At 71.0% G+C, this 26,896-nt stretch carries 27 protein-coding genes and 1 pseudogene; 12 read left to right on the forward strand and 16 right to left on the reverse strand.

The features are described from left to right. Nucleotides 1-13: 13 nt before the first annotated feature. Nucleotides 14-241 carry a ferredoxin family protein gene (locus LZG04_RS15835; RefSeq protein ID WP_233817622.1) on the reverse strand — a complete coding sequence of 76 codons (228 nt, stop codon included), beginning with the start codon at nt 239-241 and terminating at the stop codon, nt 14-16. Between the two features lie 150 nt (nt 242-391). Next, a complete protein-coding gene (locus LZG04_RS15840; RefSeq protein WP_233817624.1) occupies nt 392-1,150 on the reverse strand; it encodes a GntR family transcriptional regulator in 759 nt (252 codons plus the stop codon). Between the two features lie 811 nt (nt 1,151-1,961). On the opposite strand from LZG04_RS15840, the gene LZG04_RS15845 reads away from it, so the two are divergent. Next, on the forward strand, nt 1,962-4,274 hold the full coding sequence (locus LZG04_RS15845) for a molybdopterin-dependent oxidoreductase (protein ID WP_233817626.1): 2,313 nt from the start codon (nt 1,962-1,964) through the stop codon (nt 4,272-4,274). Nucleotides 4,275-4,409: 135 nt separating this feature from the next. Then, a complete protein-coding gene (locus LZG04_RS15850) occupies nt 4,410-4,961 on the forward strand; it encodes an EF-hand domain-containing protein (protein WP_233817629.1) in 552 nt (183 codons plus the stop codon). 24 nt (nt 4,962-4,985) lie between these two features. On the opposite strand, the pseudogene LZG04_RS15855 reads toward LZG04_RS15850, so the two are convergent. From LZG04_RS15855 to LZG04_RS15865, 3 genes and pseudogenes are all read right to left on the reverse strand, one after another. Continuing rightward, a pseudogene (locus LZG04_RS15855) lies at nt 4,986-5,153 on the reverse strand (hypothetical protein); the annotation flags it as partial. Nucleotides 5,154-5,335: 182 nt separating this feature from the next. Next, a complete protein-coding gene (locus tag LZG04_RS15860; RefSeq protein WP_233817633.1) occupies nt 5,336-6,043 on the reverse strand; it encodes a hypothetical protein in 708 nt (235 codons plus the stop codon). A 308-nt stretch (nt 6,044-6,351) separates the two neighbouring features. Further along, the gene (locus tag LZG04_RS15865) at nt 6,352-7,302 is read right to left on the reverse strand and encodes a YafY family protein (RefSeq protein WP_233817635.1); all 951 of its coding nucleotides are present in this window, start codon (nt 7,300-7,302) and stop codon (nt 6,352-6,354) included. Between the two features lie 123 nt (nt 7,303-7,425). Between LZG04_RS15865 and LZG04_RS15870 the strand changes: the two genes are divergently transcribed. The 5 genes from LZG04_RS15870 (at nt 7,426) to LZG04_RS15890 (ending at nt 12,295) form a co-directional block, all read left to right on the forward strand. After that, nucleotides 7,426-8,376, forward strand: coding sequence for an alpha/beta fold hydrolase (locus LZG04_RS15870; protein ID WP_233817637.1), 951 nt, complete (start codon nt 7,426-7,428; stop codon nt 8,374-8,376). Between the two features lie 217 nt (nt 8,377-8,593). Beyond that, nucleotides 8,594-8,989, forward strand: coding sequence for a hypothetical protein (locus tag LZG04_RS15875; protein WP_233817639.1), 396 nt, complete (start codon nt 8,594-8,596; stop codon nt 8,987-8,989). 91 nt (nt 8,990-9,080) lie between these two features. Then, nucleotides 9,081-9,482: a hypothetical protein gene (locus tag LZG04_RS15880; RefSeq protein WP_233817641.1), complete on the forward strand. Its 402-nt coding sequence runs from the start codon at nt 9,081-9,083 to the stop codon at nt 9,480-9,482. A 374-nt stretch (nt 9,483-9,856) separates the two neighbouring features. Continuing rightward, nucleotides 9,857-10,891, forward strand: a complete 1,035-nt coding sequence (locus LZG04_RS42560) for a cytochrome P450 (protein ID WP_233817643.1) — start codon at nt 9,857-9,859, stop codon at nt 10,889-10,891. Nucleotides 10,892-11,047: 156 nt separating this feature from the next. Then, nucleotides 11,048-12,295 (forward strand): cytochrome P450, encoded by a 1,248-nt coding sequence (locus LZG04_RS15890; RefSeq protein ID WP_233817645.1) that lies wholly within the window; start codon nt 11,048-11,050, stop codon nt 12,293-12,295. A gap of 97 nt (nt 12,296-12,392) precedes the next feature. Here the strand turns inward: LZG04_RS15890 and LZG04_RS15895 are convergent, their stop codons facing one another. The 3 genes from LZG04_RS15895 to LZG04_RS15905 all read right to left on the reverse strand — a co-directional run bounded on the left by LZG04_RS15895 (nt 12,393) and on the right by LZG04_RS15905 (nt 16,205). Beyond that, entirely contained in the window at nt 12,393-13,796 is a 1,404-nt protein-coding gene (locus tag LZG04_RS15895) for a non-reducing end alpha-L-arabinofuranosidase family hydrolase (protein ID WP_233817647.1), read from the reverse strand. A gap of 557 nt (nt 13,797-14,353) precedes the next feature. Next, nucleotides 14,354-14,872, reverse strand: a complete 519-nt coding sequence (locus tag LZG04_RS15900; protein WP_308199112.1) for an MsnO8 family LLM class oxidoreductase — start codon at nt 14,870-14,872, stop codon at nt 14,354-14,356. 1 nt (nt 14,873) lies between these two features. Beyond that, nucleotides 14,874-16,205: an NtaA/DmoA family FMN-dependent monooxygenase gene (locus LZG04_RS15905; protein ID WP_233817649.1), complete on the reverse strand. Its 1,332-nt coding sequence runs from the start codon at nt 16,203-16,205 to the stop codon at nt 14,874-14,876. Between the two features lie 176 nt (nt 16,206-16,381). On the opposite strand from LZG04_RS15905, the gene LZG04_RS15910 reads away from it, so the two are divergent. The 3 genes from LZG04_RS15910 (at nt 16,382) to LZG04_RS15920 (ending at nt 19,202) form a co-directional block, all read left to right on the forward strand. After that, nucleotides 16,382-17,806, forward strand: a complete 1,425-nt coding sequence (locus LZG04_RS15910; RefSeq protein ID WP_233817651.1) for an MFS transporter — start codon at nt 16,382-16,384, stop codon at nt 17,804-17,806. 65 nt (nt 17,807-17,871) lie between these two features. Continuing rightward, on the forward strand, nt 17,872-18,453 hold the full coding sequence (locus LZG04_RS15915) for a TetR/AcrR family transcriptional regulator (protein WP_233817653.1): 582 nt from the start codon (nt 17,872-17,874) through the stop codon (nt 18,451-18,453). Then, the gene (locus tag LZG04_RS15920; protein ID WP_233817655.1) at nt 18,450-19,202 is read left to right on the forward strand and encodes an SDR family NAD(P)-dependent oxidoreductase; all 753 of its coding nucleotides are present in this window, start codon (nt 18,450-18,452) and stop codon (nt 19,200-19,202) included. The genes LZG04_RS15915 and LZG04_RS15920 overlap by 4 nt, the downstream gene beginning before the upstream one ends. Here LZG04_RS15920 and LZG04_RS15925 read toward each other — a convergent pair. Continuing rightward, the gene (locus LZG04_RS15925) at nt 19,145-20,206 is read right to left on the reverse strand and encodes a hypothetical protein (RefSeq protein WP_233817657.1); all 1,062 of its coding nucleotides are present in this window, start codon (nt 20,204-20,206) and stop codon (nt 19,145-19,147) included. The two genes, LZG04_RS15920 and LZG04_RS15925, sit on opposite strands and share 58 nt — an antisense overlap. A 107-nt stretch (nt 20,207-20,313) precedes the next feature. On the opposite strand from LZG04_RS15925, the gene LZG04_RS15930 reads away from it, so the two are divergent. Then, nucleotides 20,314-21,072, forward strand: coding sequence for an MBL fold metallo-hydrolase (locus tag LZG04_RS15930; RefSeq protein WP_233817659.1), 759 nt, complete (start codon nt 20,314-20,316; stop codon nt 21,070-21,072). A gap of 62 nt (nt 21,073-21,134) precedes the next feature. Here the strand turns inward: LZG04_RS15930 and LZG04_RS15935 are convergent, their stop codons facing one another. The 4 genes from LZG04_RS15935 to LZG04_RS15950 all read right to left on the reverse strand — a co-directional run bounded on the left by LZG04_RS15935 (nt 21,135) and on the right by LZG04_RS15950 (nt 23,868). Further along, a complete protein-coding gene (locus tag LZG04_RS15935; RefSeq protein ID WP_233817661.1) occupies nt 21,135-22,409 on the reverse strand; it encodes a M20/M25/M40 family metallo-hydrolase in 1,275 nt (424 codons plus the stop codon). A 388-nt stretch (nt 22,410-22,797) separates the two neighbouring features. Beyond that, nucleotides 22,798-23,040 (reverse strand): hypothetical protein, encoded by a 243-nt coding sequence (locus tag LZG04_RS15940; protein ID WP_233817663.1) that lies wholly within the window; start codon nt 23,038-23,040, stop codon nt 22,798-22,800. 143 nt (nt 23,041-23,183) lie between these two features. Beyond that, entirely contained in the window at nt 23,184-23,330 is a 147-nt protein-coding gene (locus LZG04_RS15945; RefSeq protein ID WP_233817665.1) for a hypothetical protein, read from the reverse strand. A 94-nt stretch (nt 23,331-23,424) separates the two neighbouring features. Then, the gene (locus LZG04_RS15950) at nt 23,425-23,868 is read right to left on the reverse strand and encodes a hypothetical protein (protein ID WP_233817667.1); all 444 of its coding nucleotides are present in this window, start codon (nt 23,866-23,868) and stop codon (nt 23,425-23,427) included. Between the two features lie 340 nt (nt 23,869-24,208). Between LZG04_RS15950 and LZG04_RS15955 the strand changes: the two genes are divergently transcribed. After that, entirely contained in the window at nt 24,209-24,640 is a 432-nt protein-coding gene (locus LZG04_RS15955) for a cellulose binding domain-containing protein (protein WP_233817669.1), read from the forward strand. A 9-nt stretch (nt 24,641-24,649) separates the two neighbouring features. Here the strand turns inward: LZG04_RS15955 and LZG04_RS15960 are convergent, their stop codons facing one another. From LZG04_RS15960 to LZG04_RS15970, 3 genes are read right to left on the reverse strand one after another with little or no spacing between them, the layout of a single operon-like run. Further along, nucleotides 24,650-25,594 carry a PDR/VanB family oxidoreductase gene (locus LZG04_RS15960; RefSeq protein WP_233817671.1) on the reverse strand — a complete coding sequence of 315 codons (945 nt, stop codon included), beginning with the start codon at nt 25,592-25,594 and terminating at the stop codon, nt 24,650-24,652. 12 nt (nt 25,595-25,606) lie between these two features. After that, entirely contained in the window at nt 25,607-25,828 is a 222-nt protein-coding gene (locus LZG04_RS15965; protein ID WP_233817673.1) for a hypothetical protein, read from the reverse strand. Then, nucleotides 25,825-26,877 carry an aromatic ring-hydroxylating dioxygenase subunit alpha gene (locus LZG04_RS15970; RefSeq protein WP_233817675.1) on the reverse strand — a complete coding sequence of 351 codons (1,053 nt, stop codon included), beginning with the start codon at nt 26,875-26,877 and terminating at the stop codon, nt 25,825-25,827. Before LZG04_RS15970 ends, LZG04_RS15965 begins: the two co-directional genes overlap by 4 nt. Between the last annotated feature and the right edge of the window lie 19 nt (nt 26,878-26,896).

The raw sequence follows: 26,896 nt of genomic DNA on the forward strand, positions 1-26,896 counted from the left end.
CACCCGCAACGGTTCAGCGCAGCAGGTAGGGCATGTTGACCTGGACGGCGCCCGTGGGGCAGCGCGCGGCGCACGGCCCGCAGTACCAGCACTCGTCGACGTGCATGAACGCCTTGCCGGTGTCGGGGTTGATCGCGAGCGAGTCCAGCGGGCAGATGTCCACGCACAGCCGGCAGCCCTCGATGCACAGCGACTGGTCGATGGTCACCGGCACGTCGGCGCGGTTGTTCACCAGAGCCACAGCGGTTCTCCTGGAAGTGGGCGTGACAGGACGGCTCCGCCCGGGTGGGCGCAGCTCGGGGGTTCGGCGTGAGGTCGGCGCGAGGTCAGCGACAGATGGCGCTGGCCTGGCGGCACAGGTCGACGTGCAGCCGGAACCGCGGTGCGACGTTCACCGCGCCTCCGACGGGTTTCGCACCAGTTCGGCGCGCATGGTGAGCCGGTCGCCGCGCATCCGGATGTACTCCAGGTCGACCGGGCGGCCGTCGGCGAAGTGGCTCAGGCGTTCCACGACCAGCAGCGCCGCGCCCTGCGGCACCTCCAGCACCACGGAGGCGTGCAGGTCGGCGTTGACGGCCTCCAGCGTCACCGCGGCGGTGCCGAGGCGTCGGCCGCTGGTGCGCTCGATGAGCGAGAAGATGTCGCGGTTCTCCAGGTCCTGCTCCAGCAGCGGCTCACCGACGTCGCGCGGGAGGTAGGTGAGGTCGAGCGAGAGCGGCAACCCGTTGAGCCGTCGCAACCGTTCGATGTAGACGACCTGCTCCCCCTCGGCGAGGCGCAGCCGCTGCGCCACCGGGCCGGGCGGTCGGATCAGGCCGGCGGCCCGCACGTCGTTGCCGACCTCGCCGTGCTCGCGCAGGGTCTCGGCCAGTCCCATGAGGTGGTTGAGGCCGTGCGCGTACTTCTCCGCCACCACGACCGTGCCGACGCCCGGCACGCGTTCGATGAGCCCTTCCTCGCGCAGGAGGTCGAGCGCTTGGCGGATGCCGTTGCGCGAGGCACAGAACTCGGCGGCGAGGAAGCGTTCGTCGGGCAGCACGCCGTTGGGGAACGCGCGCTGGACGACGAGTTGGCGGATGACGTCGGCGGCCTGCCGCGCCCGGTCGGCGCGCAGGCGTCGCTCGGACGGGGCCGGTCGCGGGCTGCTCACGCGGCACAGTCTGCGGTCTGCCGCCGAGATGCCGGGTAACGACCCGATTACGCCACCTGGAGCGGGGTGTTTCCTGCGACAACGGTGCCGTTCCGCCACCCGCGTCGCGGTCCACCATGTGGACTGCCGCGTTCCGCCCGCGATCACGCGACCGACCGGACCGCCATCCCGCCCGCCGCGAGCGATCCATCGGTGTGCGCAATGGTCGCACACCGATATTCGAACCGCCAGTGCCCGCACGCCCGTGCCCACCGCCCAACCGCGAGCAGGAGCGGACCGCGGTGCCGCAGCGGCGCACCACCGCACCTGGCCGGCGGGGATCGGGACCGAGTCCGGAGTGTTTCCGGCCGACGAACAACGAGACCGACGTAACCGGGCGCGGATAAAATCCATTGGAGTGAATAGACCGGAAACCCCTCTGTCGCCGGGCGGAAGTTCCTCGCACCGGACGGTGTGCTCGTCCCATTCGGGTGCCCGACCGTAACTCCTTCGGTTGATTGTCGTCGCTCAGCGCACGTGGTCGGGTGGTCGTGGCTTGGCATCCGCGTGGGAGGAGACGTCAGTGCCGATCCACCGGAACCCGGTGCACCGCCTGTCCTCGAACGGCTCGCACCGGGAACCGGCCGGCGGTGCGGTCACCAGCGCCACCGGCACGGCCACCAGCCTCGACGGCGTGCCCGACAACGGTCGCTCGCGCCGCGGACGATGTGCCGCAACAAGGGCTTGTCGTGCGCACCGGCCGATTCCAGGGGAAGCACCGGTGTCGGCGGTGCGAGCGATCGAGGCGATCAAGAGGCGGAGTTGATGCACCATGGAACAACACAGGTCGGTTGCGACGCACTGGGGCAGTTTCGTCGCCGTGGTCGATTCCGGTCGACTGCTGAGAATCGAACCGAGACCCGACGACCCCGCTCCCTCGCCCATCGGCCCCGGAATGGTGGCAGCCGCCGATGACAGCGCCCGGGTGTTACGCCCCGCGGTGCGCAAGGGCTGGCTGAACGGCGAACCGCGCACCCGCGGCGCCGCCAGGGGCACGGACGCTTTCGTGGAGGTGAGCTGGGACGATGCGATCACGCTGGTGAGCGATGAACTCCGCCGCGTCCGGTCACGGCACGGGGACAGCGCGGTGTTCGGCGGGTCCTACGGTTGGGCGAGTGCGGGCAGCTTCCACAACGCGCAGGGACAACTGCACCGGTTCCTGGCGCTGGACGGGGGGTACACCGACTCGCGCAACACCTACAGCACCGCCGCTTTGGAGGTCATCCTCCCCCACGTGATCGGCGGCCACCCGTGGAGCTACCAGAGCCGGATGCCGATGTGGGACGAGATCGCCGACGACTGCGAACTCGTGGTGGCGTTCGGCGGACTGGCCCTCAAGAACAGCCAGATCAACCCCGGCGGCCTGGCCAGGCACCAGACGCGGGACCTGCAACGCCGCTGCCGTGACGCCGGGGTGGAGTTCATGAACGTCAGCCCCATCCGCAGCGACGTCGCCGACTTCCTCGACGCCGAGTGGCTGCCCGTCACCCCGAACACCGACACCGCCGCGATGCTCGGCATCGCGCACACGATGCTGGTCAACGGGTGGCACGACGAGGACTTCCTCGACCGGTGCTGCGTCGGGTTCGACCGCTTCGCCTCCTACCTGGTCGGCGAACTCGACGGCGTCCCGAAGGACGCCGCCTGGGCCGCGAAGATCACGGGCATCGGCCGCGACGCGATCACCGACCTCGCCCGCCGCCTCACCACCCGACGTTCCCTCATCATGGTCAACTACGCGGTGCAACGAGCGGACCACGGCGAGCAGCCGATCTGGATGTCCGTCGTGCTGGCCGCCATGGCCGGCTCGATGGGGCGGCCCGGTGGCGGCTGGGGCGCGGGTTACGCGACCATGGACGCGACAGGTGTCGCCCCCGGACGCGCCTTCGTGGCGGGGATGCCGAAGGTTCCCAATCCGGTTCCGGATTTCATCCCCGTCGCGAGGATCGCCGATGCCCTGCTGCACCCGGGCGAGGTCATCGACTACGACGGCAGGCGCGTCACGCTGCCCGACCTCCGCCTGGTCTACTGGTGCGGGGGCAATCCGTTCCACCACCACCAGGACCTCCACCGGTTGACCCGCGCCTGGCAGGTCCCCGACACGGTCGTGGTCCACGAAGCCTGGTGGAACACCTCGGCCAAGTTCGCCGACATCGTCCTCCCGGTCGCCACCACCCTGGAGCGCGACGACTTCGCCGCCGGGTTCTCCGACCCCCACCTCGTGGCGATGCCGAAAGTCCGCGAGCCGGCGGGCGAGTCGCGCACCGACCACCAGATCTTCGCCGCTCTGGCCTCCAGGCTCGGGTTCGAGCGGGAGTTCACGGAATCGCGCTCGGAAGCCGACTGGGTTCGGCACCTCTACGAGCGGACCAGGGCCGGGCTCGGCGACGACGCCTTGCCGAGCTTCGACGACTTCTGGCGGAACTCCACCGCCGAGCTGCCCGCGTTGAGCGGACCGTTCCCCGGGAGTTTCCAGGATCTCCGATCGGACCCCCGGCGCTTCCCGCTGTCGACGCCGTCGGGCCGGATCGAGATCTTCTCGGAGGAGATCGACTCGTTCGGCTACGACGACTGCGCCGGGCACCCGAGGTGGTTCGAGCCGACCGAGTGGCTGCACGCCGACCTGGCGGACCGGTTCCCGCTGCACCTGATCTCGAACCAGCCCGCCTCACGCCTGCACAGCCAGTACGACAACGGTGGCCACAGCCTCGGTTCGAAGGTCCGCGGTCGCGAACCGGTAGCGATCAACCCGACGGACGCCGCGGCACGCGGCATCGAGAGCGGCATGGTCGTGCGCGTCCACAACGACCGCGGCAGTTGCCTGGCGGGCGCGATCCTGTCGGACGACGTCATGCCGGGCGTCGTCCAACTGTCCACGGGCGCGTGGTGGGATCCGGTCCAACCGGGCCTGAGCGGAACACTGGACCGCCACGGCAACCCCAACGCCCTCACCGCGGACCGACCGTGCTCGCGCCTGTCCCAAGGACCGAGTGCCCTCAGCGCGCTGGTCGAGGTCGAACCCCACGACGGCCCCGTTCCCGACGTACTCGCCTTCGCACCACCGGAGCTCGTGCCACCCGACTGACGCACGCCCTGGCCGACGTGCCGATCCGGTCGACCCACCACCGACGGGCGCGCCGTCACTCGAACGAGTGATCAATCTTCTCGGTGGTCGCGTCGCCTTGGTTATGCGGCGATTGCCTTACTACGTTGCGCAACCATGACAGGAGTTCGGGAGCTCAAGTACCGCCAGTGGTTCAAGGGCGCGGACGTCGACGGCGACGGGGTGATCACCCGTGAGGACGTCCGGTTGATGGGCGAGCGCTACATCGCGGCCCGCGAAGCCGGGCCGGGGTCCGAGACCGCCCGCCGGCTGACCGACGGGTTGGACGCGTTCTGGACCACCGTCATCGCGCCGATGGACCAGGACGGCGACGGGCAGGTCGACCTGCGGGAGATGACCGAGGGGTTCCGGCGGGCGCTGGCGGATCCCGCCCTGTACCCGCAACAGGTCGGACCGGTGGCCGACTGCTACTTCGACCTGATCGACCTCGACGGGGACGACAGGGTCGACCAGGCGGAGTTCGGGGAGATCTTCGGCCTGGCCGGCAACGTGTCCCCGGAGGACTGCGCCGAGGTCTTCGACGCACTGGACCTGGACGGCTCGGGCGGCCTGAGTCGCACCGAGTTCCACCAGGCGCTCGCGGAGTTCTTCTACGGCGACGACCCGAACGCCCCCGCCGCACACCTGTTCGGCAGGTTCGCCGACTGACCGACCGGCGCGCCTCCCCGGCCCTTATGCCGGTTCCAGCTCCCACTCCTGCCCGTCGTAGCCGGGCTGCGAGCCGCGCTGTTCGACGGACGCGGAGCCTCGGGAATCGACGTGCAGGATCAGGCCGCTGTCCCGGTTCGCGATCCGGTACACCGGAGCGCCGGTGCTCGCGGAGGTCACCGGGAGCAGCCGCCACTGCTGGTGCCGTGCGCCGGCACAGGTGCGTGCTGCTGCGGACGTTGATCCACGAGACCACGGTGCCCGAGGCGGGCAGCCCGGCGTCCTTGGCCGCGGTGATCCTCACGATCCGCCGAACCCGATGACAGGACTCCGGGACACGGCGCTGTGCCCTGGAGTCCCGTTCCCGCGTCGGGTCAGCCGTTCCTGAGCCGCCAGGTCTCGAGCCTGGTCGGGGCCAGTGTGCTCTGCGGGTAGTAGCCCCACTCCTCGCAGCCGGCCGTGCCGGGAGCGGGCGGAGGCGCCGCGACGGCCACCGGCCCGCGCCACCGCCACGCCTCGATGTAGTAGGTGACCTGGTAGACATCGGTGCCGTACTCGGCGATCAGCCGGGTGCGCGGCGGGACGACCGTGGAGAAGGTCACGCCGATCTGGGTGGTGACGCTGGACTCGATGGAAGTGCTGACGTTGAAGTTGAGGAAGTCCTTGACCTTCTCCGCCGACACCCCCGTCGTCGCCGAGATCTTGTAGGTCTTCGACACCGACGAGGTGACGGAGTAGCTGACGGGTGCGTCCGTGCCGTTGTCCAGTGCCCGGCCGTCACTGACCAGGAACTGCGGCACCGCGGACACGAGCGTGTAGCGGTAACCCTCCCAGAGGTTGCGCCAAGGCGGAGCGCCCGAGGGAGAGGCTTCGGTGTCGAGCGAGCCCTTGGGATCCTGGAAGCCCTTGGGACGGACCCCCGCCAAGAGCTTCCACTCGGTGATGCCGGACGGACAGGCGACGATCGCACCGGCGCTGGCCACGCCGGGAGCGATCACCACGAAGAACCCCGACAACAGGGCGCCGATCGCGGCCAGGGCAACGGGCCTGCCCTCCTGCCGTTTTCTCGCGAACCACAGCATGACGACTCCTTGTCTCGTCGGATCGCACCGGATGGGGTGAGGCGGCGGGCGTTCCCTGACCGGGAGCTTCGGCTACGTCTCTGGAAGGGGAATGGACGCGGACTGGACGGGAACCGGTCGGCGCGCGACTCGACCTCGGCGAGACCGGGGCGTCCGTCGAGGTCCTGCACCCCCTGTCCCGGGTGAGTGCGAATCACGCGGGCGGTGTCGCCCGCGCAGCCTGATCGACCCCGACGAGTCCACCGCCCGCGAGATCGCCGCCGGTCCGCGCGCAGCGCCGTCGTCGCACCGAGACGAGCAGCACGGTCTCAGCCGTACCGTTCGACGAGTGCCTTGCCGATCGAGGCCAGTTGGATTCGCACGCCCGGAGGGCCGGTCACCTCGATCCACTCGACCAACCCCGCGAGCTCGCCGGCGAGCGCGTACTCGTTGTAGCCGCGAATCACGACCTCGACGCGGCCGTCGGTGGTGACACCTCCCACCTTCAGCCGGTCGCCGAGCACCATCCGGAGCCGGGCCATCCCGTCGGGTGCGCAGGTCGCCTGGATCTCCAGGGGCGTCCGCCTGCGGTCGACCTCGTCGGTGATCTCGCGCCAGCTCGCGGCGAGGTCGAAGTCGTCGGGTCGGTGCACGGGATCGCCGGTCGGGTCGGCGGACGACACGCGGTCGATCCGGAAGGTCCGCCGGCCGGCCTCGGTGGTGCAGACGAGGTACCACCACGGGCCTTTGGCGACGATGCCCAGCGGGTGGACGGTTCGCTCGGTTCCGGCGCCGGTGCCGTCCACGTAGCCGAGCCGCACCCGGACGCCGCGGATCACCGCGTCCTGGAGCTCGTCGAGGAAGCGGGGCGGCGGCCGGCGCTCGACCCGGCTCGACCCCCACCGTTGCGGGTCCAGCACCAACGACGACGCTGCCGCCTCGGCCTGCACCCGGAAGGGCTCCGGCAGGGCGCGGACGAGCTTGCGCAGCGCTGCTTTCGCGGCCGGCGTCGCAGCCGAAGCCGGGCCGGCGACCAGGAACAGGGCGCGGGCCTCACCCGCGGTCAAGCCGGACAGGTCGGTGCGGGCGCCGCCCACGAGGCGCCAGCCACCGCCCCGGCCTTGTCTGGAGTACACCGGCACCCCGGCCATGGCCAGGGCGTCGAAGTCGCGGCGGGCGGTGCGCTCGGACACTTCCAGCTCCCGGGCGACGTCCGCTGCCGTCAGCTGCTCGCGCTGTTGCAGCAGCAGGAGGATGGCCATCAGCCGGTCGGCTCGCACACCGGCAACACTCCCACAGCAAACCGGTCACGGGGTGACCGGTTTCGGTCGGCACGATGGCGACATGACCGCATCGGCCGTCGACTGCTTCGACGCCGACGCCCCCACGACAGAGGAAGTGCGATGTTCGATCCGACCGACTTTCCCGACCCCACCTTCGTCTCCGTCAACGGTGTGGAGCTCGAGGTCTTCGAAGCGGGCCGTGAGAACGCGGGAAAGCCCATCGTGCTCTGCCACGGCTGGCCGGAGCACGCCTTTTCCTGGCGTCACCAGGTGCCGGCCCTGGCCGCGGCGGGCTACCACGTCATCGTCCCGAACCAGCGGGGCTACGGCAACTCGTCCCGTCCGACCGCAGTGACGGACTACGACATCGGACACCTCACGGGTGACCTCATCGCACTCCTCGACCACTACGGCTACGAGGACGCCACCTTCGTCGGCCACGACTGGGGCGCGTTCGTCGTCTGGGGCCTGACCCTGCTGCACCCGAACCGGGTGAACGGCGTGGTGGCGCTGAGCGTGCCTTACCAAGAACGCGGAGAGGTGCCCTGGATCGAGTCCATGGAGGCCGTGCTCGGCCCCGACTTCTACTTCGTCCACTTCAACCGGCAGCCGGGCGTCGCGGACGCCGTGCTCGACGAGCACGCGGCCCGGTTCCTGCGCAACCTGTTCCGGAAGGACGAAACGCCGAAACCGCCTCAGCCGGGTATGGCGATGATCGAGCTCGCCAAAGCGGAGACACCCCTCGGCGAGCCCGTCATGAGCGACGGTGAACTGGCCGTCTTCGTCTCCGCCTTCGCGTCGACGGGCTTCACGGGCAGCATCAACTGGTACCGCAACCTCGACCGCAACTGGCACCTGCTGGCCGACGTGGACCCGGTCATCCGACAGCCCGCGCTCATGATCTACGGCGAGCGTGACGCGGTCCTGAGGTCTGCGCGGCTGGCGGAGTTCGTGCCCGAGGTGGAAGTGGTCAGCCTGGACTGCGGGCACTGGATCCAGCAGGAGAAGCCGGACGAGACGAACCAGGTGATCCTGAGGTGGCTGGACCAGCGGGATGGGACGATCAATTAGCCGGAGGACGATCACTTCCGATGCAGCGATTTCGACCATTCATTCCCGGCGGCGCGGGCTATATGCGGAGTGTTACCGGTCGCCCGCCGGGGACCGGCGGCATCGCTCAATGGGGTGCGGTGAGCTGAGCGGACGACCTATGGCCGGCCTGCCGACCACCGGCGAGGTACGGTGTTCGGGTCAGCATTTTCCTTTACCCACAGGAAGATGATCGCCCATGCGTTTTCCTGTCTGGCTCGGCGCGCTGATCATGACGTCGGCGTTGGCGGCCGGTCCGACCGCGGCGTCCGCCGAGCCCATTCACGGCCCGGGTGACGCACCGGGTGCGGAACGGGATGATTCCTGCTTCGCGAAACTGAAGGACTGGGCTCCCCTCTACCGGAGTTGGTCGGACCCCGAGGCCGGCAAGTGGGGCTACTACGAGGCGGAAAAACGACCTCCGAGAACTTGCCTGCCCAAGTGGACCTCCTATCATGAAGGTCGGTTCGAATACGACGCATCGACCCAGAGGTTCACCGCGGTGGGGCGGCCCTGGGGACAGTACGAATATTTCTACACCATGCGCACGTTCAACAACCTGGTCTTCAACTCCCGCGACGTGGAGTGGCAGTAGCCCTGCCGGCATCGACGATCACCCGAACCAGGAGCGGATCTTGAGCGGATCGGGTGTTCGGAATGAGTTTCCGGGCCACCAGGAGATGTCAATGACAAAGAGGATCGCCGAAATCCTTCCCATTGCCATTGCGGCATTGTTGATCACAATGTTCACCGTGGCCGCGGAGGCTTCGGCGGCCGTTTCGATGCACGCATCGACGGTCGCGCACAACGCCACCGTGAACCAGCAGGAACCCCCGTGCCCGTGGAAAGCGGGCTGCCACCCGCCGGATGGCGAACTGTGCCCCCCGGGCAGCAGCAACGCCGGCAACGTGGGGAAGCAGCGCCGCGTCACACTGGAAAACGTGAAAGTCGCCCAAGGTCAGTGGCGGCTCATGTGGTGGGACAACTGCAGGGATTTCAAGGACAACTTCTGCCACAACATCTGCTTCAACTACCCGGAGTTCGCGGGAAGTTACTGCAAGAAATGCCTGGGAGGCGGGCCGTTCTGAACTTCCCACCGCACTCCCCGGGCTTGTTGCCCAACTCCGGGCTGCCCGACATCACGAGCACCGACGAGGCCGAGCTGGTCGCCGCGCGTCGACGGATCGCCGCACTCGAGGCCGCGGTGATCGCCCCGGAGGGCCGGCCCATCCGACTCGCCCGTGCGTGGCCGGAACATCCGAGTCCGACAGGCATTCCCTCACCACACGGCCCACCGGGGGGCCGGCCATTCGGTGGCTTGCGCTGACGGCACGCGCGGCGCGAAGCTGCTGTGGTCCGCGAAAACCGGCCGGGTGGGGCGACGAGTGGACGAGCTGGAGACCTTAGACGATCTTCGTGCCCGTCACGGGCCATCTTCCGACGCAGACCGGGTGTGCTCTACGTGGGCGAACCGGCCGAGGCGAAAGCCGTTCTCGCCAACACCGGGTCGCGTTACCGCGAGCATTCGGACTTCTTCCAGACCAGCAAGGGAATCCTCGGGCCGCGCTCGACGCAGCAGGAGATCGGCCGGACGGCGCGGAACCTGCTGCGGGATCACTGGGTCGCCCAGGCAGACCGACTGGCGGCGACCGTCGAACGGGAGATCGGGCCTCACAGCCGGTGGCCTGACGCGGGGAACCTGTTGCTGTACAGGTGCTTCCGCGACGTGCTGGCGCCGGGAGGCGAGTTGCGCCGGCTCGTCGACCAGGTGGTCCGGCACGCGGTGCGGGCCGGTGCCCGGGATCGGCGGTCGGTGCTGTCGCGGGCCGTGCTGCGGGGCAGGGTCCGTCGCGCCCTGGTCGCCGAGTTGTCCCGCCGGCGCACGCGGGGCGTGCGGACGCCGGGCGACTTGCTGGACGTCCTCGCCACCGCGGCACCGGACGCTTCCTCGCGCGTGGCGCTGGTGCGCTTGGCGGAGGTGTTCCTGTCGTTCCTGTTCGCCGTCACGGGGTCGACGGGGTTCCTGCTGGGCTGGTCGGTGTACCTGCTGGGCACCCGGCCCCAGGCGGGCGGCGACCCGGCCGGTGTGGTGCGCGAGGCGCTGCGCCTCTGGCCGGTCGCCTGGAACTTCGGCCGCACCCCGGTCGAACCCCACCGACTGGCCGGAACCGAGGTCACGGCGTCCGACGAGGTGGTCGTGTGCAGCTACCTCGTGCACCGGGACAGCCGGTTCTGGCCCGACCCCGACGAGTTCCTCCCGCAGCGGTGGTCGGCCGGCATGCCGCGGGGCGGTGCGGAGGCGTTCATCCCGTTCGGTTGGGGAGCCCACACCTGCGTGGCGGCGGGTTTCGCCGTCCAACTGGTCGAAGACGTCCTGCGGCTGCTGCCGCCGGCCGAGCGGTGGCGGGTCGAGGCCCACGGGCACCGGCCGCACGTCGCGGCCGCCCTCGCGCCACCGGATTTCACCCTGCGCACGAACGGTGCCCGCGCACGTTGAGGGAGGTGAACATGGCCAAGATCATCCACGCCGCACTGGTGGCGCTTAACATCCGCAAGAGCGACTCCCAGTACCGCTGGTACTTGTACCACCACATCTGACCGGTGCGGGTGGGGAGCACAGCCACACGCTCCCCACCTTCGGGGGAGGCACACGATGACCCAACGCGACGACCCGGACCTGCTGGCGGACCTGCGTGCCCCCAACGCCGAGCACGACGGTGTCTTCTGGCACGGCGACCAGCGGCTGATGGTGTTCGACGCCGACGCGGCGAGCCGGGCCAACGCCGAGAACTTCGCCGACCTGACGCTCCCCGACCGGTTCGTCGACCGGGTCCGCGGCCGTCGCAGCCCGGCCGTGTCGTGGCGGCAGGTGCGCTCGCTGTGGCTGTCCCGGATGCGGGTGCTCAGCGAGGAGAACCGGCTGCGCGAGCTGACCGACCGCATGGCCGCGATCCTGGACCACCGCCGCGACCAGCACGTGGACTTCGCGTGGCTGGCGCACGAGGTGACGTTCCGCGCCCTGGTGCCCGTGGTGCTCGACGGACTGTCCACTTCGGATCAGGCGTGGCTCAGCCGCGACGCGATCGCGAAGCTCACCCGGCTGGACGCGGGACCGGGTGGTCAGACCCGCCGGCAGAGGTGGGAGTCCGTCGTCGCCCAGTTGCACGTCGGTCGGGTCGTGCGCGCGGAGCTCCGCCGTCGGACGCGTCACGGGCGGACCCGCATCGACCTCACGCAGCCCATCGTGGACCGGTTGCTGCCCTCCCTCGGCCCCGACCGCGCGGTGGAGGCGGTCACGACGGTCCTCACCGCGATCGCCGGGCCACCAGGCGCGGTCGCCGGCTGCCTGATGTACGAACTGGCGAAACGGCCCGAGTGGGCGGCCACGCTGACGGAGGAGTTCGCGTCCGGTCCCGCCGAGCTGCTGCACCGGACCGGCACCAGGTCCGCGCCGACAGCGCACCAGTTCGTGAAGGAGGTGCTGCGGATGTGGTCGGCACCGCTGCTGATGACCCGCAGCGCGCGGGTCCCCCTGACGATCCGCGGCCACCGGCTCGCCGTGGGCCGGCACTTCCTGGTGAGCCCTTACCTGGTCAACCACGATGAGCGCCACTGGTCCGACCCGGACGTGTTCGACCCGAACCGGTGGTCGGCCGGAGCGGCCCACCGTCCGCCCGGAGGGAACCACTACGTGCCGTTCGGCTGGGCACCCACCGCGTGCATCGGCGCCGGGCTGGGGAGCATCCAACTGGTCCTGCTGACGTACCTGCTGTGCACCCGATTCCGGCTGGAGCTGCGCGCACCCGATGCCGCTCGGGTATCCCTGGGCGCGGTGCCCCGGCCCCTGGACTTCGACGGGTGGGTTCGCCGTCGGGAACCCGCTCGGACCAAAGCCGCGTAGGACGTTGACGACTTGCGTGAGTCCGAGGCGGGCGCCCCTCACCCCCGGTCGTGGGGTGTGGGGCGCCGGCTCGATCGGATGAGGCTGCGTCAGGCGCTCAGCGTCGCAGCGTCAGCAGGCCCGGTCGGTAGGGCAGCAGGCCGTAGTCACCACCGGAGTTGGGGCTGCGGCCCTGGTAGAGCAGTTGCAGGTTGCAGGGGTCGATGGTCTTGGTCTGGTCGGGGTTGGCGCGGATCAGGTCGCCGTGGCTGATGTCGTTGGTCCAGGTCGCACCGCTGTTGGCCTTGCCCGCGAACGGGTTGCTCTCGGTGGCGGCCTGCGGGGTCCAGTTGCCGCTGAGGCTGCTGGAGGTGAACGAGCGGAAGTAACGGCCGTTCGCGCCGATCGCCTCGACGATCATCAGGTACTGGTTCTGACCCTGCACCTTGTACACCTCGACCGCCTCGAACAGGTTGTTCGTGGTGTCGCTCATGATCGTGGTGTAGGACGAGCCGAAACTGCCCGGGAAGTTCCCGATCGGCATCACCTGGCGGTAGATCTTGCCGTTGTCACCGGCGAAGAACAGGTACATGTTCTGACCGTCACCGATGATCGTCTGATCGATCGGACCCGTGCCCGAACCGCTGATGCTCGCCGTCGAGAGCACCTGCGGCGACGACCAGCCGTTGGGGTTGGTCGGGTCGGTCGACGTCCGGTAGCTGAACGCCGTCCCACCCCACTGGTACGCCAGCACCCAGATGTTCTTCGGCGCGAAGTAGAACAACGTGGGCGCGACGGTGCCGCTGTTCATGGCCTGCTGCGGCGCAGACGCCATCTCCGACCAGTTGCTGAACAGCCCGAAGTTCATCGAACCCCAGCGCGTGCCCGTGTCGTGGGTCGTGGCGTAGACCAGGTGCTTGCCGTTGTAGGGCACGTAGGTGAAGTCCTTCAACGACACCCACCCGGACCTCGGCTGGGCCAACGCACCGGTCGAAGTCCAGCGGTAGGTCGACGGGAGCGAGCAGCCACCGCCCGGCTGGGTCGTCGTCGTGGTCGTGCTCGTGGACGTCGTGGAGGTCGTCGAGGTCGTGGTTGTCGTGGTCGTGTCACCGGTGCACGCCACGCCGTTCAGGGCGAAGCTCGTCGGGACCGGGTTGCTGCCCGTCCACGACCCGTTGAAACCGAACGACACCGAACCGCCGGTCGGGACCAAGCCGTTGTAGCTCACGTTCTTCGCCGTCACCGCCGAACCGCTCTGCGTCAACGACGTGCTCCACGACTGCGTCACCGCCTGCCCCGCGTCGAACGACCACGTCAGCGTCCACCCGTTCAGCGGATCACCCAGGTTGGTGATCGACACGTTCGCGCTGAACCCACCCTGCCATTGCGACCCCACGGCGTAGTTCACCGAACAGCCCGCGGCCGCGGCACCGGCGGGCACCGCCACGAGAACCGTCGCCGAAGCGAGCAGTGCGGCGCTCACCGCGGCGACACCGACCGTGCTCGATTTGAATCTGGTCATGAAGTTGCGTCGTTGCACTGACATGACTTCTCTCCTCTGCATGTGGGCGTTGCGCGACCTGCCGTCCGTGCGCGTGACCTTCGGCAACGGCGGGAATCGAGCCGTGCGTCGCCATGGCTTGCAGTGTCGCACCACGATGTTCACGCTCACAAGACTCCGCACGGTACGAACGTCCGATTCGCCGGTGCGAAAGAATTGCGACGCGAATCCCATGGCTTCATGCAGGTAATTCGATAGTATTCGACCACAGGCTTTCGAACGGCGGCGCTAAAGTTATCGCTCACATCTTTAGCTCGTGCCCGGGCACCAAGGGCACAACGGAGGCGTCGATGTGAATGGGCGCGTGGCCGGTGGTGTCGAGGACGTGGACCCGGTAGTCGCCGCCGAGGTTGAGGCTGCTCGGTGTCGTGGTCGGGGTTGTAGAGGCAGTCCAGCAACCGCGGCTTTGGAGCGCTGATCCACTTGGCGCCGCGCCGGAAGCAGTCCACGAGCAGGGGGCCGGTAGGCTCGAAGTAGCGCGACCTCCAGGCCGCGAAAGGGCGGCGGTGGTCCACCGGTTACGGGCGGACGACTCGCACGGCCCTGGGGACGTCAGCAGCTCGGCGAAGGCGTCCAGCTCGTCGGCCGCGCTCGACGTGCTCCGCCGGGAACCCCGACCCGCCTGCCCGGGCCGGGTGCTCACCGAACCGCTCCAGGCCGTCGGGGGTGCGCAGCAGGGCGTCCCGGGTGGCGTCGTCGCCGGTGCCGGTCGACCTGCCGACGCCCAGGTCGATGCGGCCGGGGTGCAGCGCCTCCAGCGTGCGGAACTGCTCGGCCACGTGCAGCGGCGCGTGGTTGGGCAGCATGATCCCGCCGGAGCCGACGCGCAGGCGCGTGGTGCGGTCCGCGATGTGGCCGATGACGACCTCCGGCGCGGCGACGGCCATGTTGCGCACGCCGTGGTGCTCGGCGAGCCAGTAGCGGGTCAGGCCGATCTCGTCGGCCAGCCGGGCCAGGTCCACCGTGTGCCGCAGGGCCTGCGACGGCGGGGTCTCCTCGGACACGGGTCCTTGGTCGACCAGGGAGAGAGCGACCACGTCACACCCCCACCGCGGTACGGCGGCGGACGGCCGGCAAGGGCAGCCCGTGGTGCTCGCGCAGGGTGCGGCCGCGGTATTCGGTGCGGAAGATGCCCTTGCGCTGCAGGATCGGCACCACGTGGTCGACGAAGGCGGGCAGCCCGTCGAACGTCACGTCGGGCATGATCGTGAAGCCGTCGACCGCGCCCGCGCGGAACCACGCTTCGATCCGGTCGGCCACCTGCTCGGGCGACCCGACGCCGAGGACGTGCCCGCTGCCGCCGCCGCGGGCGATGATGTCGCGCACGGTCAGGCCGGACTTCGCCAGTGCGACGGCGTGCCCGCCGTGCCCGGACGGCACGGGCAGCGCCTCGCGCAACGACTCGGGCACGGGCCGGTCCAGCTCCAGCGCGTCGGGTGGCAGGCCGAGCCGGGCCGCGACCCACCGGACCTGGTCGGTCACGTTCGCCAGCTCGTCGAGCTCGCGGCGGCGGCGCAGCGCTTCCTCCTCCGTGCCGCCGAGGGTGGTGATGAAGCCGGGCAGGAACAGGAACGAGTCCGGCGCCCGGCCGAACCGCACGGCCCGCGCGCGGATCTCGGCCAGGTCGGCGGCGGCGGCGTCCACGTCGACCACGGCGGTGAACATGGCTTCCGCGGTGCGCGCGGTGAGCGTCCAGACGTCGTCGGACACACCGGCGTGGTAGATCACCGGGTGGCCCTGCTCCGACGGCGGCAACGTGATCGGGCCGCGCACGTCGAAGTGCCGTCCGTGGTGGTCGATGGGCGCGATGGCGTCCATGTCGGCGTAACGACCCGCCTCGACGTCGAGCACGAGCCCGTCGTCGCCCCAGCTGTCCCACAGCCGGCGCACGACCAGGACGAACTCCTCGACGCGCTCGTAGCGGGTCCGGCCGTCCGGCTCCTCGGCCACGAAGTTGGCCGCGACCCGCGGGCCGGAGGTGGTGACGGCGTTCCACCCCGCGCGACCGTGGCTGATCAGGTCCAGCGCGCGGAACCGGCGGGCGATGTTGTACGGCTCGTTGAACGTGGTGGAAGCGGTGCCCACCAGGCCGACCCGCTCGGTGACCACGGCCATCGCGCTCAGGATCAGCGTGGGCTCCAGGCCGTTGACGATCGGGTAGTCGGTCAGGTCGGCGTGCAGGCCGGGCACGTCGGCGAGGAAGATCGCGTCGAGCAGGCCGCGCTCGGCGACCCGCGCCACCTCCAGGTAGCCCTCGACGCGGGCGAACGAGACGGGGTCCGCGCCCGGCCACCGCCATGCACCGGGGTGGTTGCCCGCCCCCACCGGGTGCACGTTCAGGTGCAGTTCCCGGACGTCCGGACGACTCACTGGCTCTCCTCCCGTGACACGCGACGTCCCGGTCGAGACGTCGCCGCGACCTTGGCAGCGGGCGCTAAAGCCGCTCTTGGGTGTTCAAGGGGTGGACGGACTTGCCAGGCCGAGGCAGCCTCGGGTTAACTGCCGGAGATAGATCGAGGCGGTCTCGACTTAAGGAGTTCTCCATCATGACCACCAAGGCCGGCACCGGGGCCGACGCCCGCGCGGCGTCCACCTCGCCGTGGGGTCTCGCGCTGGCGGCCATCGTCGGCGCCGAGTTCCTGCTGCAACTGGACGGCACGATCGTCAACGTGGCCCTCCCGTCCCTGCGCGCCGACCTGGGCGTGGACGTGGCCGCGGCGTCCTGGGTGCTCAACGCGTTCTTCGTCGCCTTCGGCGGCCTCCTCCTGCTGGCCGGGCGACTCGGCGACGTGCTCGGCCACCGCAAGGTGTTCCTGTCCGGGATCGCTCTGGTGACCGTCGCCTCGCTCGTCGCGGGCCTCGCGCCGACGTTCGAGGTCCTGGTGGTCGGCCGCGTGCTCCAAGGCGCGGGCGCGGCCATCGCGGGCCCCACCGGGCTGGCCCTGCTGGCCATCCTGTTCCAGGGCGAGCGGCAGGCGAAGGCGTTCGGCCTCTACTCGACGGTGACCGGCCTCGGCGCGGCGTCGGGCATGATCCTGGGCGGTCTGCTCACCGCGGCTGGCGACTGGCGGTGGAGCCTGCTGGTCAACGTGCCCATCGGCGTGGTCATCATCGCGCTCGCGCTGCGCGCCGTCGGCACCCGCGACGACGGCACCCGGACCCGCTCCCTGGGCGCCCCCAGCGCCGTGCTCGTGACCCTGGCCCTGGCTTCCGGCGTGTACGGGCTGGTCCGTGCCGCCGAGCACGGCTGGCTGCACACGTGGACGCTGATCCCGCTGGCGGTGGCGCTGGTGCTCATCGCCGTGCTCGTGGTGGTCGACGGGCGGGCCGCCGAGCCGCTGCTCCCCCGGCGGATCTTCGCCAGCCGTGCCCGGATCGGCGGGTTCGTCAACCTGCTGCTGCTCGCCTCGGTGCTGACCGGCTTCCTGTTCTACGCCAGCCTGTACCTCGCCGGACCGCTCGGCCTGGACCCGCTGCGCACGGGCCTGGCCATCCTGCCGTTCGGCCTGGCGCTGCTGGTCACGACGCAGGTGCTCACCAAGTACGTGGCCGGGCTGCGCCTGGAGGTGCGGGCGATCATCGGGCTGGTGCTGGTGATCGCGGGCTTCGCGTGGCTGTCCCGGTTGGACGGCGACAGCACCTACGCCGTCGGCGTGCTGCCCGCGATCGTCGTGCTCGGCGTCGGCGTCGGCCTGGCGATCATCCCGTTCAACATGATCGTGCTGTCCACTTCGGACCCGGCCGACACGGGCGTCACCGCGGGCATCCTCCAGACCTCCCTGACCGTCGGCGGGTCGATCGGCCTGGCCGTGCTGCTGCTCCCGTTCTCCGCGGGCACCGGCCGGATCGACGACACCATCTCCTCGGTGTTCGCCTGGAGCACGGCGATCGCCGTCCTGGGCGTCCTCGTGTCCCTCGTGTTCTGGTTCGGTCCGGGCACCCGCAAGGCTCCCGGCGCCCAGCAGGGCTGAACCCGCCGTGGCGCCGCCCGACATCCTCGGCCGGGCGGCGCCACCCCAGCCGGTTGGAGGCACTCGTGACGGCCTACCTGGCCCGACGGCCCAAGCGCGCGGACGGGCGGCGCAACTACGACCGCATCCTGGAAGCCGCTCGGGAGGCGTTCGACGCCCGCGGCACGGACGCCGCACTGGAGGACATCGCCCGGGCGGCGGGTGTCGCGATCGGCACCCTCTACGGCCACTTCCCCACCCGCGAGACCCTGATCGAGGCGTCGGTGCGCGAAGGTCTGGACGCCTTGCGCGCCAGCGCCGAGCACCTGGCCGCGGCCGACGACCCGGTCGGCGCGCTCACCAGGTGGGTCCACCAGACCGTGGCGCATTGCAGCACCTTCCGCGGCCTGGTCGGGTTCCTCGCGGCCAGCACCTACGACGAGGGCACGCCGCTGCACCACTCGTGCGTGGAGATGCACGCCGGCGGCGGCATGCTGCTCGCCCGCGCCCAGGGGGCGGGCCTGGTGCGACCGGACCTCACCGCCGAGGAGCTGTTCGCCGCCATCACCTCGGCCGCGTGGGCGCGGGAGAACTCACCGCCGGGCCACGACCACAGCGCCCGGCTGATCGAGCTGCTGATCGACGGGTTCCGGACGGGTGCCCGATGAGCCTGCTCGCCGACAAGGTCGTGCTGGTGACCGGCGCCAGCAGGGGCATCGGCGCCGAGGCCGCCCGGCTGTTCGCCGCCGAAGGCGCGCACGTCGTCCTCGGCGCCAGGGGCCGGGAGCGACTGTCCGAAGTGGCCGCGCACATCGACGGCGCGGTGACCGTGCCCGGCGACCTGAGCACCGCCGAGGGCGTGGACCGGCTCGTCGATGCGGCCCTGCGTCGGCACGGCCGCATCGACGGCGCCTACCTCAACGCCGCCGTGGGCCACGCCCACGCGGGCACGCTCGCCGAGCTGACCGAGGCCCAGTGGGACGAGGTGCACGCGACCGGGCTGAAGGGCGTCTGGCTGGCCCTGCGCGCCCTCGTCCCGCACCTGGTCGGACGCGGCGGGTCGGTGGTGGTGGCGGGCAGCGTCGCGGGCCTGGCCGGTGGCATCGGCGACGCCGGCTACCAGGCCGCCAAGCACGGCGTGATCGGCCTGACCCGCGCCGCGGTCGCCGAGTTCTCGCCGGCGGGCGTGCGGGTGAACGTCGTGGCCCCCGGCGCGATCCTGACCGAGAAGGTCCGCCAGGACTTCGCCGCGATGCCGCACGCGCGCGAGGCGTTCGAACAGCACACCCCCATGCGCCGTCCCGGCGTGCCGACCGAAGTCGCGGAAGCCGCGGCGTGGCTGCTCAGCGACCGCTCGTCCTACGTCACCGGCGCGGTGCTCCCGGTCGACGGCGGCCTCACCGCGACCCGCCTCTGAGACCGAGGGGAACAGCTTTTCGTCTGGCCGGCGAACACGTCGCCGCGGATGGCGTGCGGATCCCAGATCACGGGAGCACCTGCCAATCCGTTGCCGTTGTACTTGCTGCCCAAGGCATAAATGTCCACCCACGTGGAGGCGAGGACACCGTGCCCCTCGGAGCAGTAGTCGTGCACGATCGCGTAATCGTCGTTGCTGCCGCCGCCCGGCGCGCCTTCGCCGTAATCGACGAACTCGACCGAACCGCAGCCGTCCAGCGTCCACACCTCGAAGCCGTCGTCGTGAGCGGCCGAGGCCGGGCTCGCCGCCTGGGCGTGCAGCAACGGGGCCGAGGTCGGGTCGACCCCGCGCAGGTTCACGTAGAGCTGCCCGTCGGGGAAGTGCCCAGCGTTGCGGTGCGCCCAGTGCAGCGCCAGAGCGGTCTTGCCCACGCCCGCCATCCCGTCGATCACGGCCGTCGGCGTGTCGTGCAGCAACACGTCGAGCGCGTCCAACTCGGCGTGCCGCCCGCTGAACCGCGGGCTGTGCCGCACGACCTCGTCGTGGAACCAGTCGGAGACGACCAGCACGAGCGGTGCGGTCGACTCGCCGAGCGCGGCCTTCACCGGTGGGGCGTCGAGCAAGCGGAACGCGTGGTTGACCGCGACCCCGACCACCCCGTGGTCGTCGAACTGCACCTCGCCCGCGTGCACCGCCACCCGCAGCCGCATCCGCCCCGCGGCCCCGCGCCCGGCGTCGTGCCCGCGCACCTCGGCCAGCAGAGCGTCCGGCAACACCTCCGTGAACAGGCCCTTCACCACGTCCGGCGGGGCCGGCACGAGCACGCCGTCACCCCGGTCCTCGTGGTGGCACGCCTCCCACGGGATGCCGCACGCCCGGAACGCCGAGAGCAAGGCCGAGTACAGCCCGTCGCGCACCGCGACCCGGTCGCGGTTGGAGCGGCCCTGATCGCCGAAGCCGGCGACGTCGACAGCCGGCACGGTGCGGTGGACGGCAGGCTTCACACTCGCACTATCGGCCCACCCGGGCACCGCGTTCCCGACGAGGCGGTCTGGCACCGCGGTGCCGGGTGTCGCTCGCGCCGTACGGGGACGGGTGACAGGGTGGACCGGTGTTGAACGAGGTGGCGGACGGTGTCTGGGACCGGCAGAGCGGGTGGGTGTGGAGCAACGCCGTCGTGGTGCGCGGGGAGGGCGGGTTGGTCCTGGTCGATCCCGGCATCGACGGGGCCGACCTCGACCAGCTCGCCGATGACGTGGACCGGCTCGGGGTGCCGGTGGTCGCCGGGTTCTCCACCCATCCCCACTGGGACCACCTGCTGTGGCACCCCCGGTTCGGGGACGTGCCGCGTTACGCCACCGCAGCGTGCGCGCAGGTGGCCGGTGAGGCTCGGGAGCGGGCGCGGGACATGGCCGCGCGGAGCGCGGAGGGCGTCCCGCTCGACCTGATCGGGCGCCTCACCCCGCTGCCCGCGGACGGTGGGCCGGTGCCGGGTGAGGTCGTCGAGCACCAGGCGCACGCCGTCGGCCACGCCGCGCTGCTGCTCGCCGACCGCCGCGTCCTGATCGCCGGTGACATGCTCTCCGACGTCCTGATCCCGCTGCTGGACCCCCGCCGGTCCGGTCAGGTGGAGGTCTACGCGGCGGCGCTCGACCGGTTGGGCGAGGTCGCCCGGCAGGTCGACGTCGTGGTCCCGGGGCACGGGTCCGTCGCCGAGGGTGCCGAGGTGGCGGCCCGCGTCGCGGCCGATCGCGCCTACGTCGAGGCGTTGCGGCGCGGCGAGGAGCCGGTTGACGTGCGGCTCGAACAGGAGTGGCTCGCCGCCGCGCACCAGGCGAACCTGCACCAGGCTCGACGCTCCGTCGGGTAATGACCTCCGGTGACGGTCCGGGGCACGCCCCGCGGGACGGCCCGGGTGCGGGGTGACGGGGGTCAGGCCAGGCGCGGCCACAGGTGGGCGAGGGTGGCGGCTCCGGCGAGCAGCACGTCGACCGACACGCGCTCGTCGCTGTCGTGCCACCGGTCTTCGGGCAGGCCGGTGCCGAAGAACACGACCGGCGCGTCCAGGCTCCGCGCCAGCAGTTCCGCCGGCCCGCCGCCCGCGTTGCCCATGCGGCCCGGTGGGGCGCCGAACCCGTCGTGGACGGCGGCGGCGAGGGCGTCGAGCGCGGGGTGGTCCTCCGGGGTGCGGTACGGCTGCTGCCCGTTCTCCTCGGCGACGGTCAGCTCGTGGCGCACGCGGTCGCTGAGGTGCTCGGCGACCCAGTGCCGAAGCTTCGCGGCCACGGCGGCGACCGTCTGGTCGGGCACCGTGCGGATGCTCAGGTCGGCGACGGCGACGGCGGGGGTCGCGGCCCTCGGCACGCCGACCGGGTCACCGGCGACCACGGTGAGCACCTCGGCCGCCGGTCGCGCCCACAGCCGTTCCAGCACCGTGAACCCCGCCTCGCCGCCGACGCTGCGCGTGTCGGACCGGGCCGGCCAGTCCTCGGTGAACGGCAGCGCGGCCAGGTCCGCGCGCACCCGATCGGACGGGTGCACCACGTCGTCGTAGAACCCGGGCAAGGCGATGCACCCCTTGTCGTCGTGCAGCCGTCCGAACAACTTGCACAGCTCCTCGACGGGGTTGGGCGCGGGCCCGGACACCGCGCCGCTGTGCACGTCGCGCACCGGGCCGTGCACCTCCAGGTAGGCGTTGACCTGCCCTCGCACGCTGGTGCAGATCGCGGGGTGGTCGGCCCGCCACAGCAGGGTGTCGGAGAACACCACCAGGTCGACGTCGAGCCGGTCGCGGTGGTCCTCGACCAGCCGCGCCAAGTGCGGTGACCCGGCTTCCTCCAAGCCCTCGACGAGGAACTTGAGGTTGACCGCGGGTGCGCCGCGACCGGTCGCGGCCAGGTGGGCCCGCACACCCCAGAGGTGGGCGAGAACATGTCCTTTGGCGTCGGAGGCTCCTCGCCCGTAGAGGCGTCCGTCGCGCAGCGCCGGTTCGAACGGCGGTGTCTCCTCCCACTGCGCGTAGACCGCGGGCCCGGTGTCGCGCAGTGCCGCGGCGAGCCAGTTCGCCGACCGGAGCAGGTCGATCCCGTGCTCGGGCACCCCGGCGACCGAACGCGGGCGCACCCACCCGATGAGCTCCTCGACGATCCGGTCCCGGTGCTCGGCCAGGTAGTCGTGCACGCGGCTGTTCGGCCTCGCGGGTGCCATCGGCTCATCCTCGTCACGAAACCACCGGACAGCTGGACGGAGGAGCCCGTGATCATCCACAACCGTCGTAGGAGCGCTGGAATACCACCATCCGACCTGCGCAAACCGGTTTCGGGCGGTGTGCTCAGCGGCGCTGGTCGGTGGTCGCCGGTAGGCTCGTGGCGTTGCGCGCCGACGTCGTCACCGGTCACGTAGAACCGGAACCACAGCATGCCGCGCACGCCCAGTTCACCGGCGTCCGGCCAGGTCCTCGTGCCGACCGCGCCCCCCGCTGACGCCACCCACCGCCGGACTCCAGTCCTCGAAGGGCTGCTCCACGTGTCAACGCTGTTCACCCGAAGCCCTCGACGCCTGGGGTTTCCACGATCACGCGGCGAGGGGACCGGGCTCACCTGCCGCCGTGGCCGGGCTCCGGGCGGCGCTTCGGCACCCGCACGTTGACGATGTTGGCGGTGTCCAGCACGGAGGTGGTCCGGTCGGGCCGCATCACCGGCACCCACTCGTGCCCGGTCTGCGGGTCGACCACGTGCGGGCCGGTGACGATGCCGCGCACGTAGACGGTCGGGTGCATGACGTCGGGGTTGAGGTAGGTGACGATGGCGCCGCGGGCGGGGCACGGGGTGGGGGCCATGGCGGGTCCAGTGGTCGGACGGGTCGCCGGCTGTTCGACGTGCCGCTGGAGTACCCCGACCGGACCGGTGAAACACCCGATCGTGGCCCGACCCCTCGAACGATCGGGGGTCGGGCCACGTCGGGCGGGCGCCGCCGGCGGGTTCAGCTCGGTGGCGAGGTCTGGTCGTCCGGGCTGTCGCTGGGCGGCCGTTCGGACACCTCGCGCTCGGTGTCGGTCAGTGGTGTGCCGCTCGCCTCTTCCGCCGCGCCGCGTTCCACGGTCTCTTCATCACGCCGGGGTTCGGTCATCGCAGGTCCTTCGTTCACGGGTCCGGACCGACCGGCTACCCCGTTCCCGGGGCGGCAACCGGATCGCCCGTGGCGGCGAGCGGCAGGGCGGAGGTCACCACCAGGCGGTGGCGTTGTTCGCGGTGCAGGTCCCGTTCGGGTCGGCCACGTAGCAGGCGCGGAAGGCCCTGTTCGGGTCCGTGCTCGTCGGGTAGGCCTGCGTGTAGTTGCGGCTGCCCGCCGTGTAGGTGGAGAAGTCGTCCGCGATCCGGTCGCCGTTCAGGTCGACCTCGAAGCGGATGAACTCCGGGCCGGTGTAGTCGAGGATCCGGCCCCAGCCGTACTGCGCGCCGCCGCAGTTGCCGTAGCGGACCTGGACGACCCGGTTGTCGACGGTGCGCTGGACCGCGGTGAGCGGGTTGGTGCACGTCGCGGGGTCGCTCCACCACGGTGCGGCCGCGGCGGCCGAGGCCGAGGCGGACCCGGCCGTGGCGGCGAGCAGCGCGGTGGTCGTGGCGGCGGTGGCCAGGACGGCGGCCACCTTCGTCGTGTTCCTCATCGTTCCCCCTGGTGTCGTTTCGACGGGGCGGTCGGCGCTCGGCAACTCGGCGCTCCGGCACAGCCCGTGTCGTCGCTCCCCCGCCGACACGAGCGCTTCACCGCCCGTCCCCATAGTCGCACCACTACGGGAGGATTGACACCAACACGATCGGGTGAATGTGGCCGCTTCTTGCTGCGCAGCGCTACCACAGTGGGGGCCGGCGATCCCGACCGTCCACATTGGACTCTTTCACCGGATCGGAACGGCGAAGGGATGCGGCGGACGGGCGTTGCGCGCGTTCGCGGGCGGCCGTTAGCGTGCCGAGAATGCTCGCCGCCCTTCGTCACGGAGGAGAACAGTGGAGCTCAAGAACGCGTTGTCGGCCGTCCTGCCGGCCGTGGCCGGTGTGATCGCGCTGTCCACCACGGCTGCCGCCGCGCCCGAGCCCGGGAACGTCCGGGCCCAAGCCCAGTTCGAGTGCCGCTTCGAGTACACCATCCAGGATTTCGGGTTCGGCTTCAACGCCCTGCTGAAGGTGACCAACAACGGCCCGGACCCGGTGAGCGGCTGGTGGGTCGAGTTCGACCTGTCCCCCGACGCCCTGATCCAGACCACCTACGGCGGCCGGTTCACCTCCTACACCGGCCACATCCAGGTCAACTCCCCCGACTGGCTGCCCACCCTGGCCCCCGGCCGGTACGCCAACGTCGGGTTCAACGGCCGCAAGCCCGTGGGCACCAGCGTCACGGCCACCAACGTCACCCTCAACGACGTGCCCTGCACCGCCTGACGCCGGAACTCACAGGTCGAGCACCAGCCGAGGGCCGCGCGACCTCGACACGCAGATCATCATCACGTCGCAGGCCACCCGCTCCTCGGCGTTCAGCACGGAGTCCCGGTGGTCCGGAACGCCTTGCAGCACAACGGTCTCGCACGTGCCGCAGGTCCCTTCCCGGCACGAGGACAGCACCGCGACCCCGGCTTGTTCCACCGCGTGCAGGATCGACCCACCTTCCGGCACCACCACGGTCCGACCCGACCGGGCCAGCTCGACCTCGAACGACGTGCGCTCGCCGTCGTCGGCCTCGGGCGTGAAGCGCTCGACGTGCAGCCGGGCCGGTGCACGCCGCTCCACGGCGGCGAGCAGGGGTTCCGGCCCGCAGCAGTAGACCTCGGCGTCGGCCACCAGGAACGAGTCCAGGTCCAGCAACCCGGACTCGTCCTGTGGCCGCACGAGCACCCGTTCGCCGTACCGCTCGCGCAGTTCGGCGGCGAACGCCATGGACGACCGCGTCCGCCCGCCGTACAGCAACCGCCACCACGCGCCACGAGCCGCGACGGCCTCGACCATGGGCACGAGCGGCGTGATGCCGATGCCGCCCGCGATGAACAGGTAGCGTTCGGCCGCCACCAGCGGGAAGTGGTTGCGGGGCCCGCGGACGCGCACCGTGCGACCTTCGGCGAGCGCCGCGTGCACGTGCCGGGAACCGCCGCGCCCCGCGGGCTCGTGCAGCACCGCCACCTGGAACACCGAGCGGTCCGCCGGGTCGCCGCACAGCGAGTACTGGCGCACGAGGTCCGGCGCGAGCACCAGGTCCACGTGGGCGCCGGGTTCCCAGGCGGGCAGCGGTTCGCCGCGCGGGTGGCGCAGGGTCAGCCGCACGACGCCGTCGGCGACGACCTCCTTGCGCTCCAGCAGCACGTCGAACTCCACCAGGGCACGCGGCTCGGCGGACACGGTCATCGGGTCTCCTGTTCAGACGAGGGCGCCGGCCGGCCGCCGGTCGGGTGGCGGTGGCGCGGCCACCGGCGGTCGGTGGCCCTCCGGGTGGGCCAGCAGCCAGTCCCACAGCTCCACCGGGTCCTCCGAGTCGTGCTCGGCTCCGCAGTGGCACACGCCCACCAGCAGGTCGGTGCCCAGCTTCCAGTGGACGCGGTAGACCGCGTCGCCGCGCAGCATCGCGACCCGCTCGTTCATACCGCGACGCCCTTCGCGGGGTCGTCGGCTTCGGCCGCCATGCGCTTGAGGATGCGGCGCGCGGCGAGCCCGCCGGTGTCGATGTTGATCGACAGCTCCTGGTAGTCCGGCGGCTCGGCCTGGATCACCCGCTCCAGGATGTCGAGCGCGGTGACGTCCTGGAGCACGACCGTGCGGTTGCTCTCCCGCAGGAAGTCCGACACCTCCTGGTCGTCCAGCGCGAAGTCCCGTGCCACGGCCCAGAAGTCGTGCGTGCTGTGCTCGGTCTCCGGCGTGATGGCGTAGACGACCTCGACGTGGAAGCCGTGCGGGTCCGAGCCGTCGGCCTCGGGCAGCACGCCGACCGGCGCGACCCGGCTGTGCAGCAGGTACAGGCACGGCGGGTGGTACTCGATGTCCTGCCAGCGCGTGATGCGGCCGTCGATCCCGGTGGACTTGGCGTAGAACGGCGGGCACGCGGCGTCGGCCATGTGCCTGCTGACGTAGATCACCCGGTTGTCCTCGTCGACCTCGGTGGTGATGGGCGTGTTCGCGACCTCGGGCGTGCCGATGTACCCGCCGTGCAGGTAGGTCTCGTGCGACAGGTCCATCAGGTTGTCCACCAGCAGCTCGTACCGCGCCGCCAACGGCTCCATCCCGCTGACCGTCGTGTAGGCGGGGTCGGCGAGCCAGGGCGCGCGCGGGATCAGCGCCCGGTCGGCGCGGTCGCGGTCGCCGATCCACACCCAGACGAACGAGTCCTGCTCCACCACCGGGTAGGACGGCACCCGCGCGGTGCGCGGGATGAGGGCCTGGCCCGGCACGAAGACGCAGCTGCCGGCCTTGTCGTAGGTGAAGCCGTGGTAGCCGCAGACGATCGTGTCGCCTTCCAACCTGCTCTCCGAGAGCGGGTAGCGCCGGTGCACGCACCGGTCGGCCAGCGCGACCACCTCGCCCGCCTCGCTGCGGTAGAACACCAGCGGCTCGCCCAGGATCGTCCTGGCGAACAGCTCGCGGCCGATCTCGCGGCCGTAGGCGGCCACGTACCACTGGTTACGCGCGAACGTCATGACTGGTGGTCCTCCTGGG

Source organism: Saccharothrix sp. S26 (assembly GCF_021390395.1).
Classification (GTDB): domain Bacteria; phylum Actinomycetota; class Actinomycetes; order Mycobacteriales; family Pseudonocardiaceae; genus Actinosynnema.